Annotated in this window: 6 protein-coding genes and 3 pseudogenes; 6 read left to right on the top strand and 3 right to left on the bottom strand. The window is 38.3% G+C overall.

Annotated features, from left to right (window positions below; translation table 11 throughout):
• Nucleotides 1-15 precede the first annotated feature (15 nt).
• A pseudogene (fumC, locus tag IPO46_08010) lies at nucleotides 16-1,414 on the bottom strand (class II fumarate hydratase).
• 302 nt (nucleotides 1,415-1,716) lie between these two features.
• Between fumC and IPO46_08015 the strand changes: the two are divergent.
• On the top strand, nucleotides 1,717-2,178 hold the full coding sequence (locus IPO46_08015) for a C40 family peptidase (GenBank protein ID QQS64357.1): 462 nt from the start codon (nucleotides 1,717-1,719) through the stop codon (nucleotides 2,176-2,178).
• 36 nt (nucleotides 2,179-2,214) lie between these two features.
• On the opposite strand, the pseudogene mfd reads toward IPO46_08015, so the two are convergent.
• Nucleotides 2,215-5,645, bottom strand: a pseudogene (gene mfd / locus IPO46_08020) (transcription-repair coupling factor).
• A gap of 456 nt (nucleotides 5,646-6,101) precedes the next feature.
• Here mfd and IPO46_08025 point away from each other — a divergent pair.
• The 3 genes and pseudogenes from IPO46_08025 (at nucleotide 6,102) to IPO46_08035 (ending at nucleotide 9,403) form a co-directional block, all read left to right on the top strand.
• Nucleotides 6,102-6,476, top strand: coding sequence for a GreA/GreB family elongation factor (locus IPO46_08025; GenBank protein ID QQS62079.1), 375 nt, complete (start codon nucleotides 6,102-6,104; stop codon nucleotides 6,474-6,476).
• A 9-nt stretch (nucleotides 6,477-6,485) separates the two neighbouring features.
• Nucleotides 6,486-8,099 (top strand): FMN-binding glutamate synthase family protein, encoded by a 1,614-nt coding sequence (locus IPO46_08030; protein ID QQS62080.1) that lies wholly within the window; start codon nucleotides 6,486-6,488, stop codon nucleotides 8,097-8,099.
• Between the two features lie 84 nt (nucleotides 8,100-8,183).
• Nucleotides 8,184-9,403, top strand: a pseudogene (locus IPO46_08035) (aspartate aminotransferase family protein).
• An 84-nt stretch (nucleotides 9,404-9,487) separates the two neighbouring features.
• On the opposite strand, the gene radA reads toward IPO46_08035, so the two are convergent.
• Nucleotides 9,488-10,861 (bottom strand): DNA repair protein RadA, encoded by a 1,374-nt coding sequence (gene radA / locus IPO46_08040; protein ID QQS62081.1) that lies wholly within the window; start codon nucleotides 10,859-10,861, stop codon nucleotides 9,488-9,490.
• A 569-nt stretch (nucleotides 10,862-11,430) separates the two neighbouring features.
• Between radA and IPO46_08045 the strand changes: the two genes are divergently transcribed.
• Both IPO46_08045 and IPO46_08050 read left to right on the top strand, forming a co-directional pair.
• Nucleotides 11,431-13,689 carry a TonB-dependent receptor gene (locus IPO46_08045; protein QQS62082.1) on the top strand — a complete coding sequence of 753 codons (2,259 nt, stop codon included), beginning with the start codon at nucleotides 11,431-11,433 and terminating at the stop codon, nucleotides 13,687-13,689.
• A 63-nt stretch (nucleotides 13,690-13,752) separates the two neighbouring features.
• A complete protein-coding gene (locus IPO46_08050; protein QQS62083.1) occupies nucleotides 13,753-13,998 on the top strand; it encodes a 2TM domain-containing protein in 246 nt (81 codons plus the stop codon).
• Nucleotides 13,999-14,001 lie beyond the last annotated feature (3 nt).

Here is a 14,001-nt window from a genome sequence, read left to right on the forward strand (position 1 = left end):
TTTTTGGGTATCATTTTATATTTTTCCTACCATTTTTGCAGGTACAACCCATTCATCAAATTCTTTTGCTGTAAGATAGCCAAGTTTTAACGCCATTTGTTTTAGGGTAGTTCCTTCTTTATGGGCTTTTTGTGCAATTTCTGCAGCTTTGTAATAGCCAATTTTGGGGTTTAAAGCCGTAACCAGCATTAGCGAATTATCCAAATGCTTTTTAATATTGGCTTTAATAGGTTCAATGCCAACAGCACATTTATCGTTAAAAGAAACACAACCCTCCCCAATTAATCTTGCGCTATGGAGAAAATTATAAATCATCACTGGTTTAAATACGTTGAGTTCAAAATGGCCATTGCTTCCGCCGATGCTTATGGCCACATCATTGCCCATTACCTGTGCTGCAATCATGGTTAATGCTTCACATTGCGTTGGATTTACTTTGCCGGGCATAATAGATGAGCCGGGTTCATTATCCGGAATAAAAATTTCACCAATGCCGCTGCGTGGGCCGCTGCTTAATATCCTTATATCATTTGCAATTTTCATTAAACTCACGGCAACGGTTTTTAAAGCGCCATGGGCTTCCACAATAGCATCATGGGCTGCCAATGCCTCAAATTTATTTTCTGCAGTTTTAAAAGGCAGGCCGGTGAGTTTGGCAATATGTTTTGCCACATTTACATCATATTTTGGCGGCGTGTTAATACCAGTGCCAACTGCAGTGCCGCCTAGGGCAAGCTCACCTAAATGCGGCAATGCGTTTTTTATTGCCCTTAATCCATGGTCAAGCTGAGATACATATCCGCTAAACTCCTGGCCCAGTGTAAGCGGTGTTGCATCCATAAAATGGGTACGGCCTATTTTTACAATTTTATTAAAAGCCCTTGCCTTTTTTTTGCAAAGTGTTGCGTAGCCGGGTAATTCCGGGTATACTATTTTCTATTAAAACTTTATAGGCAGCAATATGCATTGCCGTAGGAAAAGTATCGTTGCTGCTCTGGCTCTTATTTACATCATCATTGGGGTGGAGGTATTTTTCTTTATCGGTAAGTTTGCCACCGTTAAGTACATGTCCACGGTAGGCTATTACTTCGTTTACATTCATGTTGCTTTGTGTGCCACTACCCGTTTGCCATACAACCAATGGAAAATAATCATTCAGCTTTTCGTCTAAAATTTCTTTGCACACTTTTCCAATAAGGTCAGCCTTTTTTTTGGGCAATACACCGGCTTCGCAATTGGTTATTGCTGCCGCATGTTTTAAATAGGCAAATGCCCTAATAATTTCCCGTGGCATTTTATTGATGTCCTGTGCAATTTTAAAGTTATCAATGCTGCGCTGAGTTTGTGCGCCATAATAGGCTTTTACCGGTACTTTTACCTCGCCCATGGTATCTTTTTCTATCCTGTACTCCATAATAATTGAAAATTTTATTTTGCTGCTGCAAATATACGCTGAAAAAAAATGGTTCTATTTCCCATAGAGGCAGCAGGCAAATTGCTATCCGGGTTGGCAAATTGATAAATTTAAGATTTTTTAAATTTGCATTGTGCATTTCATTTTTAACAACGCTTATATAAACTAATCAGAATAATGGCGTTCTTATGTTATAAATGGGCTTTTTAATTTTGCGACTATGAAGGTTAAATTCTTTATACTATGTTTTTTATTTGCTTGGTTATTTTTGATAAGTTGTAACAGTACTAAAAAAGTCAACTATTAATGGCCCTGCGGCTAAACCGGCAAAAGTATCTTCTAAAGCAAGGGTGTTTTTAAGACCTTTGAAAATTGATCGCAATGAGCTGGTACGTTATGCTAAAACTTTTTTGGGCACACCGTATAAATATGGTTCGGTAGATCCGGGCCGGGGTTTAGATTGCTCGGGATTTGTGTATCTGGTATTTAAAAATTTTAAAGTAAAGCCACCCAGGGTTTCTAAGGATTATACTTATGAGGGTGTGGAAATAAGCCTTAAAGATGCCAGGCCCGGCGATATTATTTTATTTACCGGTTCCAATAATAAATCAGGCATTGTGGGCCATATGGGTATTATTACAGAAAATAAAAGGAAGTTAAAATTTATCCATGCTGCTAGCGGAAATGATATTGGTGTGATAATAAGTGATTTTGAGGGCTATTATAAAATTCATTTTGTAAAAGTAATCCGGGTACTCATTTAGAGAAAATAAGTTTTATAAAATACAGCAGCAATACTGTTAATCTGCTGATGTGGCAGAAACGGCCCTGCTCATTTTGTTTAAAAAATTATAAAGCTCCTGCATGTTGTTGATATCACTCACTATGAGGATGCCGTTTTTACCTACTTGTTTTAATTGGGCTTTATTGGTTCCGGTTTGTAAAAAATGCAATATGCCATTAAAAGTACCACTTTGAAAATAAGGGCTTTCAGGGTTGCCCACAAAAAAACATTTGAGGTTATTGTTTCTCAAAAGCATTTTTTCAAAACCCATGTCCACGGCCAGTTTACGGCTGCGTACAGTAGTGAATAAATCTTCTGCCTGCGGTGGAACCGGCCCAAAGCGGTCGTTCAGTTCATGATGAAAAGCCATTAGTTCTTCTTCTGTTTCACAATTATCAAGCCTGGAGTAAAGGCTTAGCCTTTCGGTAATGCTTTCAACATAACAGTCCGGTAGCAATATTTCCAAATCGGTATCTATGGTACAGTCCGATACAAAGTTGTCCTGCTGCTGAATTTCTTCTTTAAAAATTTCCCTGAATTCTTTTCGCTTTAATTCCTTAATGGCTTCATCGAGTATTTTGTGGTACATTTCAAAACCAATTTCGGTAATAAAACCACTTTGCTCACCGCCCAATAAATTACCAGCGCCCCTTATATCGAGGTCTCTCATTGCAATTTGAAAACCGCTTCCCAAATCACTGTACTGCTCAAGGGTTGTTAAGCGTTTGCGGCTGTCCTGCGTAAGCGTACTCATAGGTGGCGCCACCAAATAACAAAAGGCTTTTTTATTACTGCGGCCTACCCGGCCACGCAACTGGTGCAAATCACTTAATCCAAACTGGTGAGCATTATTGATAATTATGGTGTTTACATTGGGGATGTCTACGCCGCTTTCAACAATATTTGTACAAATAAGCACATCGTATTTATGGTCTATAAAATCCAGTATGGTATCTTCCAGTGTATTGATTTCTTTGCCTGATGCGCTGTTGTTGCTCATTTGCCCATGGGCAAAAGCAATACTTAAATCGGGGCAAAGGCCTTGTATAAGTGTTTTCATTTCTGCAAGCCCTTTTACCCTGTTATGAATAAAAAATACCTGGCCGCCCCTTTCTGTTTCATAATAAATAATATCCCTTATTACGTCTTCATTAAAAACCATCACTTCGGTTTGTATGGGCTGGCGATTGGGTGGTGGCGTATTAATAATGCTTAAGTCCCTTGCGCCCATAAGGCTAAACTGCAATGTTCTGGGAATAGGAGTTGCAGTGAGGGTAAGGGAATCAACCGTAGTGCGTAATAGTTTTAATTTTTCTTTTGCAGCAACGCCAAATTTTTGTTCTTCATCAATAATCATTACCCCCAAATTTTTAAACTTCACTTCTTTACCCAATAAAGCATGTGTGCCAATGATAATATCAATTTTACCTTCTTCCAGTTGTTTAAGAGTTTCTTTTTTTTCTTTGGATGATTTAAAGCGGTTTATAAAATCAACAGTTGCCGGAAAATCGGCCAGCCTGTCGCTAAAAGTTTTGTAATGCTGGTAAGCCAAAATTGTTGTGGGCACCAGTACGGCTGCCTGCCTGCTGTCGCATACGGTTTTAAATGCCGAGCGGATGGCAATTTCTGTTTTACCAAAACCCACATCGCCGCAAATGAGCCTGTCCATCGGCGCTTCTTTTTCCATATCTTTTTTTACATCTTCGGTGGCTTTTGCCTGGTCGGGGGTATCTTCAAAAATAAAGCTGGCTTCCAGTTCTGTTTGCAGGTAGTTATCGGGGCTGTGTGCAAAACCCACCTGGCTTTTTTCGCTCGGCATATAATTTAATAAGATCAGATGCAATATCTTTTACCTGCTTTTTTGTTTTTTCTTTAAGCTTGTTCCATACATCGCTTCCCAGTTTATTCATTTTTGGAATGCTGCCTTCTTTGCCGCTGTACTTGCTTATTTTATGCAAGGATGAAATATTTACATAAAGCAGGTCGCCATCTTTATACTGGATGCGTACGGCCTCTTGTAGTTTTCCGCTGGCATCAATTTTTTGCAAACCGCTGTACACGCCTACGCCATGATCAATGTGAGTTATATAATCCCCCGGCTGCAACTCCTTAATGTTTTTAAAGTGAGGGCTTTGTTTTTGTTAAAAGCCTGTTTCACTTTGTATTTATGATAGCGCTGAAATATCTGGTGGTCGGTATAGCAAACCAGTTTTAGGGCATGGTCAACAAACCCTTCATGTATAGAAACGGGTATGGGCGTAATTTGTAGTTCGGCTTTCAGGTCGCTGAAAATGCTGTGCAACCTTTCTAACTGCCTGGCTTGGTCGGCAAAAATAAAAATATTGTATTGGTTTTTTTCGTGCTCCTGCAAGTCTTTTATGAGCATGGAAAAATTGCGGTTAAAAGCCGGTTGTGGCGCAGTATTAAAAAGTATTTTTTGAGCGGAACCGTTAAATGAAGTTTTTTTTCCAAACTCAATAATATGTTTTTGTATGAGCTGCTGCTCCAATAACCTGGCCGAAATAAAATCGCCTTTAGAGGCAGGTTGTTCCTTCTTTACTTCAAAAGTTTCCGGAATATTATTTTGATCAAACGGTTCATGGCTTTTGCCCAGGAGGAAAACATCCATTTCTTCTTCCATTTGCTCCAGCCTTTCTTTTACATAAGCCCAGTCTTCTATCCACAACACAGTATTAGAAGGTAAAAACTCAAGCAGCGAAACTTTTTCCGTGGCTTCAAACTGTGTATCAATATTGGGTATGATGTTTACCTGCAGTAATTTTCTTTCGCTCAGCTGGGTTTCGGGGTTAAAAATGCGAATGCTATCTACCTCCTTTCCAAAAAGTTCAATACGATAGGGTTTTCATTACCGAAAGAATAAATATCTACAATGCCTCCTCTAATGGCAAATTGGCCTGGTTCGTAAACAAAATCTGTTTTTTCAAATCCATAATTAACACATTTTTCTAGCAGCGCATCAATATCCAGTTCTTCTGCTTGTTGAATATGAATCGTATTTTCAAAAAGCGTATTTGAAAGCACTACTTTTTCAAAAAGCGCATCTGCATGGGTTACTAATATTTTTTTATTTCCCCCTGATGCAATTTTAGTAAGCGCTTCGGTGCGCAACATGATATGGCTGCTGTTTACCTGCGAAAAATTTTTTTTGTTTTTGAAAGATGAGGGGAAATATAAAATTTCCAACGTACCGGTAATATTCTGCAGGCTGTTTTGAAAGTAAGCAGCATCTTCTGCTTCTTTTACTATAACGAGGTGGTTTTGTGCGGTTGTTGAACTTTCGGCAACAGCAGCTAAAATAAACTGGGAAACACTGCCATAAGTTCCGGCAAGATGTATCTGTTGCGGATGGGGCAATACAATACTTTCCGCTATTTGTAAACAGCGGGGGTCGCTAGTAAAAAAATTCATCAACACACCCAGGTTCATGCAATTGCAAAGATAAGGGTTGAAAAAAACTATTTTAGCGATATACTAATTTTATAAAACCGCATTTTGTAATATTTATGGAAGAGAAAACCGCTTTTTGATATAATCTTTATTGAACCTGCTTTTTTAGCATTGGTTTTCTTTACCATATAGTACAAACTCACTTTTCATTTATTATTATGGATAATTTTTGTTAACTTTGTATCCATTTTATAATGAAACAGTATTTATATAAGCCTGCAATAGTTACTGCAACTCAAAGTTGTTGCGGCTTGCTGTGTTCATTCATTAATAGTAGTAAAGCCTTCATCAGTTAAGCCCTCCGTTTAGTTTTATTTTTTTGAAGCGGAGGGTTAATCGTTACAATTAAATTTTTTTTTAACCTTGGTATTGTTGCCTGGTACTTTAGTATTTATACTTAACTATCCATGCATAAATGTCCATAAATTTTTTATTATGAAACCAATAATAAGCAACACAGACTACAAAGTGCTAAAAACATTAATTGCCAACTGCCCGGCAGATTTTAAAACCATAGAAATAGGTAAATTAGTTACCGAACTGGAAAGGGCCGATAAAGTTGACGATAATGAACTGGCTTTGGATATCATCAAATTAAACTCCAGCTTTGTGGTAGAAGATACCGGGGCAAAAAAAGCCTGGTCGCTAAAACTCACATTGCCACAGGAAGCAGATGTAAGGCAACAAAAATTATCGGTATTTTCACCTTTAGGCGTAGCTTTATTAGGATTTAAAAAAGGAATGACCATACAATGGCAGTTGCCTGGTGGTTTAAAAAACCTAAAAATCCTTAACGTTATAAATGCTTAATAGACTTATATGAGACGCAATTTTGTTTTGCTTTCTACATTACTTATAGTAGTTACCCTGTTATTTGCTATTTATCTTTCACCCAACTGGTATGTGGTGCTGGGTATAATATTTTTGCTTACCCTATTGGGATATTACGATATGTTTCAAAAAAAACATTCGGTAATGCGTATTTACCCGGTGCTGGGAAGGTTGCGTTTTTTAATGGAAGAATTGCGCCCTAAGATATATCAATATTTTATTGAGTCGGATATTGATGGAAGGCCAATAAACAGGATAGACCGTTCAACCATTTACCAGCGCTCGAAACAGGAAAACGATACCATGCCTTTTGGCACCCAACTGGATGTTTATGCAGATGGTTATGAGTGGGTTTGCCATTCTATGGCGCCAAAGGATTTTAAAAAATTAGAACAAGACCCCAGGGTGATGATTGGCAATAAAGAATGCAGCCAACCCTATTCTTGCAGTATCTATAATATTGCTGCAATGAGTTATGGTGCATTAAGCGCAAATGCAGTAGAGGCCATGAATGCCGGGGCAAAAATTGGCGGCTTTGCCCATAATACCGGCGAAGGCGGCATTAGTAACCATCACCTAAAACATGGCGGCGATATTATTTGGCAAATAGGTACAGGATATTTTGGCTGCCGCACCGAAGATGGAAATTTTGATGACGAGTTGTTTCAGCAAAAAGCACAATTGCCGCAGGTAAAAATGATTGAAATAAAAATTTCTCAAGGCGCCAAACCCGGCCATGGAGGTATTTTACCTGCATCAAAAAATTCTCCTGAAATTGCAGCCATCAGGCATATAAAGCCGCATACTTTGGTAGAATCCCCACCTTACCATAAGGCATTTAGTACGCCAAAAGAACTCATTCAATTTATAAACAAACTCCGCCAGCTTTCCGGCGGAAAACCGGTAGGCTTTAAATTATGTATTGGCCATAAAAGTGAGTTTATAGCCATTTGTAAAGCCATGATGGAAGCAAATAGCTATCCAGATTTTATAACGGTGGATGGTGCTGAAGGCGGAACCGGTGCAGCGCCACAGGAATTTTCAAATTATGTGGGAGCGCCTTTATTGGATGGATTGGATTTTGTACATAATATCCTCACCGGTTTATCTATTCGCCAGCATATTAGAATATTGGCTTCTGGAAAAATACTCACCGGCTTCCATATTATACGTGCCATGGCACTGGGCGCCGATGTATGCTATACGGCAAGGGCAATGATGATGGCAGTGGGCTGCATACAGGCTTTGCTTTGCAATACTAATAAATGCCCGGTTGGCGTGGCTACACAAGATACTAAGCTCACAGTAGGGCTTGTAGTAGATGATAAAAAACAGCGGGTAGCCAATTTTCATAGGAATACCATTAAAAGTGTGGTGGAATTATTGGGCGCTTCCGGTTTGGAACGTAAGGAAAATATTACCCGATCCCATATTTACCGCAGGGTTTCTTTTCAATCTATGGCTACTTATGAAGAAATATTTCCTTCATATGCTGCAGGCTCATTTTTAACCGTAGTGCCGGATAGATACAAGCAAGATTTTAAAGTAGCAAATGCAGATTACTGGGGCTTTCCCAATATTGGGAGTTGGAGCCACCAGTAAGAAAAGCAATTGAACTGAGTATAATATTTGTTTTTTTTTGACACGTTCATTATCGTTTTTTACTTTCATAATTACCTTTGCAATATGTCTTCTGATGAATCCTTTAAAAACACAACAATAACCCAGGCCAGTTTGCGTAATTTATTTTTAGCGCATGTAGGGCAAACGTCGGAAGCCCCGCTTGCCTTGCATATTACAAAGGCTAAGGGAACAAAAATGTGGGATGCAGCGGGAAAAGAATATATTGACCTCATTGGCGGAATAAGCGTTTGCAATATTGGACACTGTCACCCACAGGTAGTGGAAGCCAAAAAAAACAGGCAGATTAATATTTGCACATAATGGTATATGGCGAACTTATAGAAAGTCCGCAGGTGCATTATGCAAAATTAATTACTGAAAATTTGCCTGCATCGCTCAACTCGGTTTTTTTTACTGCAAGCGGCGCCGAAGCAACAGAAGGCGCCATGAAGCTGGCCAAAAGGGTAACCGGTCGCACACAAATAGTTTCGTTTAATAATTCTTACCACGGTAGTACGCAAGGTGCTTTAAGTATTATGGGAAGCGAATACTGGCAGCAGGCTTACAGGCCTTTACTGCCCGATATTTTACAATTGCGGTATAACAACTTAGAAGATGTAGAAAAAATTACAGCACAAACAGCATGTGTATTTGCCGAAACCATACAGGCAGAAGCCGGTGTAATTGTTCCAAAGAATAATTGGCTTTATAGGCTACGTCAAAAATGTAATGAAACCGGCGCTTTATTGGTGCTGGATGAAATACAATGCGGCTTTGGCCGTAACGGCAGCCTTTGGGCTTTTGAACAATTTAATATAGTGCCCGATATTTTGCTATTAGGGAAAGCCTTGGGTGGCGGTATGCCAATGGGCGCTTTTATTGCCGATAAAAATTTAATGAATAGCTTAACCCACAATCCGGTACTGGGGCATATCAATACCTTTGGCGGCCACCCGGTAAGTTGTGCTGCTGGTATGGCGGCAATGAAAGTGCTGATAGCAGAAAACCTGCCTGCAAAAGTTGCAGCAAAAGAAAAATTATTTCGTAAACTATTGCTGCATTCCAAAATTAAAAAAATAAATAGCCTGGGTTTGATGATGGCAGTGTTCTTTGAAGATTTTGCACAGAATAAGAAAATTATAGACGCCTGTATTGCCCAGGGTATATTTACCGACTGGTTTTTATTTGCTCCGGAAGCATTGCGTATAGCGCCGCCACTAAATATTAGTGAGGAGGAAATTGAAGTAGCTTGTAAGCGCTTACTTGAAGTATTCAGTTGTTAAAAAACCATTAAGTGATTAAGAAAATTAAGGGTATCATTTACCTTCGTTTTAAGACGCATTTACTCTTTTAATAGTTAAAATTTTTTAAAACAACAATTGGTACAACTCCTCCACCTTGCCTAGTGCCAGCACTTCAATACCCGGGTGGAACTTATTTAAATTTTTTGCACTGTACCTGCTTACAATTATTTTTTCAAAACCCAGTTTTTCTGCTTCTGCTATGCGTTGTTCTATACGGTTTACGGCTCGTATTTCGCCGCTTAAGCCTACTTCGCCGGCAAAGCAAATATTTTGCGGCAGCGGTACATCTTCATAACTGCTGAGCAAGGCGCTTACAATGGCAAGGTCAATACTTGGGTCTTCTGCCTTTATACCACCGGCAATATTTACAAATACATCTTTAACGCCAAAATGAAAACCACCCCTTTTTTCCAAAACTGCCAGGAGCAATTGTAACCTTCTTAAATCGAAACCACTTACGGTACGCTGCGGTGTGCCATAAACGCTTTGGGTAACCAGGGCCTGCGTTTCTATTAATAATGGCCTTATGCCTTCAATAGTTGCAGCTATGGCAATACCGCTTAAAGCTTCTTCTTTTTGGGTTATTAAAATTTCGCTGGGGTTTTGTACGGGGCGCATACCTGCGCTGGTCATTTCGTAAATACCCAGTTCCGACGATGAGCCAAAGCGATTTTTTAAGGTTCTTAAAATACGGTATGCATAGTGCCGGTCTCCTTCAAACTGCAAAACTGTATCTACCATGTGCTCTAAAATTTTTGGGCCGGCTATATTTCCATCCTTGGTAATATGCCCAATTAAAAAAACCGGGGTTTGGGTTTCTTTGGCATAGCGCTGCAACTCGGCTGCGGTTTCTCTTATTTGGCTAATGCTCCCTGGCGAAGATTCTACAAAGGGTGAATGCAGCGTTTGTATGGAATCTACAATAACCAGTTGCGGCTTTAGCTTTTTAATTTCCTGGAAAATTTTTTGGGTATCGGTTTCTACCAAAAGATAAAACTCTTCAGAGGCAATACCAATCCTGTCGGCACGCATTTTTATTTGCTGCTCACTTTCTTCTCCGCTGATGTAAAGGGTGCGTATTGCATTGAGTTGAAGCCCGTTTTGTAAAAACAATGTACTTTTTCCAATGCCCGGCTCACCGGCTACTAAAACAATACTGCCGGGTACTATACCGCCACCCAGCACACGGTTAAGCTCTGTATCTGTAGTAACTATCCTTTCTTCCTCGGCACTGCTTACTTTACTTAGTGATATAATTTTGGAGTTGCTGTTTCCATTGTAATCTTTCCATAAGTCTTTGGGATCTTTGGCTCCGGTTTTTGTGATGATTTCTTCTACAAAAGTATTCCACTCGTTACAAGACGGGCATTTGCCTAACCATTTTGCACTTTCATACCCGCAATTCTGACAAAAAAAAGCCGACTTGGTTTTACTCATAAAGTAAAGTTAGCCAAACCGCTTTATACTTATTTTTATTTGGCGAACCGCATTATTAAAATAACTGCTTTCACAAAATCAGTTTACCCGAAATTGTATTAATGGGCTTATCTAAATTTTTTTAAAAAAAGAAGAACACAATAGCCTGGAAAAATTGGTAAATGAATTCGAAAATGAGGAAAAGAAAAATAGTTCAAGGTAAAATCATTCTTAAACTATTGGAAGAGGTGATTTTTATAAGTGTGTTTTTGATTTTAAAACCGGGTTACTAAAAAGTAAAAGGGTCAACATTACTGATGACCCTTTATACTTACTAACCCATTAAATTCTATTGCTAAATTACAAATTGAGCCGACAAAAAAAATAATTTTTGCCATTGTTGATAATTTTTCTGCATTAAAATTTGTAATAATCTATGAGTTTTAATAGTGTAAATAATTGATAATCATTTTGTTGATAAAATTTTGCCCAATCTTGCTTCTGATTATTACAGCGATTAAAAAGTGGCGGTAAAATTTAATTTGGTTTATTTTATAAACTACTTTATGTTTGTGTAAAATTAATTAAAAATGAGGTTTTCTTTTGTTTTTTTGGGTATCATATTAATACAAATGGCAATGGGGCAGGTAAAGATAAATGGAACCGTAAAAGATCATAAGGGAAAGCCCATTTCTGGTGTAAGTGTTAGCTTAAAAGATACTTATGACGGATCTACATCGGATTCTTTAGGCCATTATAGCTTTGAAACCACCGAAAAAGGGTCATTTTTATTAGAAGCAAGCTGCTTAGGCTATGGTTCATATATGGTAAATTTGCAAATTGACAATAAAGACCTTTCAAATAATATAGTATTAAAAAAATTAATAACAGACCTTGAAGCAGTGGTAATTTCAGCGGGAACTTTTGAGGCAAGTGATAAAAAGAAAGGTACTGTACTTACCTCTTTAGATATTGTTACCACCGCCGGGGCAGATGGCGATGTTACCGGCGCATTAAAAACCCTGCCGGGTACACAGCAGGTAGGCGAAACTGGTGGCCTTTTTGTGAGAGGCGGCACGGCAACAGAAAGTAATATTTATATGGATGGCGCACTGGTAAATAATTTTTTTTACAGCAGTACGCCTGGAATTGCATCGAGGGGAAGGTTTAATCCCTTTTTATTTAAAGGAACTGTTTTTAGTACGGGTGGCTACTCGGCATTGTACGGGCAGGCGCTTTCATCTGCACTAATTTTAGAAAGTAACGATATGCCCGAAAGAACCGAAGCAAGCATTTCGGCACATATTATTGGTATAGGTGCTGGCTTGCAAAAACTGGCAAAAAATAAAAAATCGTCCTACGGCTTTTCGTATAATTTCACCCACCTGGGTTTAGCCTTTGCCATCATAAAACAAAGGCAGGATTATTTTCAAAACCCCGTTTATCACGAAGGCGATATAAATTTCAGGATTAAAACAAAGAAAAACGGCATCATTAAATATTATGGCTATTTCAGTACCGGTAAAGTGGGTTACCGTGTTGCCGATATAGATTCTGCAAGTTTGAAAAACGCTTTGAGCTTAAAAAACCCCAATACTTACCACAACATCAACTGGAGGCAAAATTTAAGCAATGGATGGAAACTTTTTACCAGCTTAAGTTTTAATGCCAACAAAACAGAATTTGGCCAGCAATTGCAGAATGATGCCCATCAAAAATTAATATTTCAAAATCCGGCCGGTTATGCTTTTAAAAATTTTGATATCATAAGCAGGCAATTTTTTACACAGGCAAGGGTAGTGGTTGATAAAAAATTAGGCGGATTAAGCGCTTTTCGTTTTGGCGCAGATTATTTTTACAGTAATGAAAAATCGGTATTTACGCAATACGATGGCACTACATACAAAGGCACTGTTCAAGATAATTTGCTGGCCAATTTTGCTGAAACCGACATTTACCTTTCCAATAACCTTGCCGTAAAATTGGGGCTAAGGGCAGAGCATTCTGCTTTAATAGAGAAATGGAATATTGCACCAAGGGTTTCCTTTGCCTATAAATTAAAACATAAAGATCAAATTTCATTTGCCTACGGCGATTTTTATCAAAAGCCTGAACCGGAATATTTGCCGGCAGCAAATAATGTTGGCTATGCAAAAGCTACCCATTATATTTTGCAGTATCAAAAAACGACAAGTTTAAGAACTTTTAGAACCGAACTGTTTTATAAGAACTATGCCCATCTTTATAAAACAGGCTTTAACAATAACGGAAAGCCAGAGGTAACCGGCAACAACGGTAATGGCTATGCCCGTGGGATAGAAATTTTCCTGAGAGATAAAAAAACCATTAAAAATGCCGATTTCTGGATATCTTATTCTTTTTTAGATACGCAAAGAGATTTTTTAAATTTTCCGAACCGCATGACGCCCAATTTTGCCGCAAAACATTCTGCTTCATTTGTGTTGAAAAAATTTGTAACAAAGCTCAAAACAAATTTTAACATGAGTTACAGTTTTGCTTCCGGCAGGCCATATTATAATATTGTGTTTGATGGGGTTCAAAATAAATATATAGTTGCCGATAAAGGGCAAACTATTAATTACAATAACCTTAGCCTTAGCTTTAATTACCTGCCTAATATTGGAAAAAAAGATGCCAAAACTTTTGGCGTATTGGTATTATCCATCAATAATATTTTAGGCCAAAAACAGGTATTTAATTATGAGTATGGGGCAATAAGCGGTAACAAACAAGCCATTGTACCTCCTTCAAAACGATTTGTTTTTATCGGGTATTTTTTAAGTTTTGGAACCGATAGAACCGAAGATGCCATTAATTTAAACCTTTAATAATTTAAACAATACAATTATGACACAGTATAACAACAGCCCCGAAGGCAAAGACCCAGAGCTTTGGGAAATTGCAAAAAAAGGGCAAGCTTTAAAACACACTTAATTACTTATGTGCTGGTAAACGCATTTTTATGGGCTATATGGTTCTTTAGTAAAGACAATGTGCATGCTCCGGGTTTTCCCTGGCCAATATGGACAACGCTGGGCTGGGGTATTGGCCTGGCCATGCATTATGCAAGTGCTTATATTTTTCCCCGTATGAATTCGGTAGAAAACGAATACAATAAATTAAAAAACAAACAATAATTA

It is taken from the genome of Chitinophagaceae bacterium (assembly GCA_016699815.1).
Lineage (GTDB): Bacteria > Bacteroidota > Bacteroidia > Chitinophagales > Chitinophagaceae > Ferruginibacter.

Excerpts from the sequence above, each read along its gene's own strand:
- IPO46_08025 (QQS62079.1), top strand. The coding sequence starts at position 6,102 with ATGAAACCAATAATAAGCAACACAGACTACAAAGTGCTAAAAACATTA.
- IPO46_08030 (QQS62080.1), top strand. The coding sequence starts at position 6,486 with ATGAGACGCAATTTTGTTTTGCTTTCTACATTACTTATAGTAGTTACC.
- radA (QQS62081.1), bottom strand. The coding sequence starts at position 10,861 with ATGAGTAAAACCAAGTCGGCTTTTTTTTGTCAGAATTGCGGGTATGAA.
- IPO46_08045 (QQS62082.1), top strand. The coding sequence starts at position 11,431 with ATGAGGTTTTCTTTTGTTTTTTTGGGTATCATATTAATACAAATGGCA.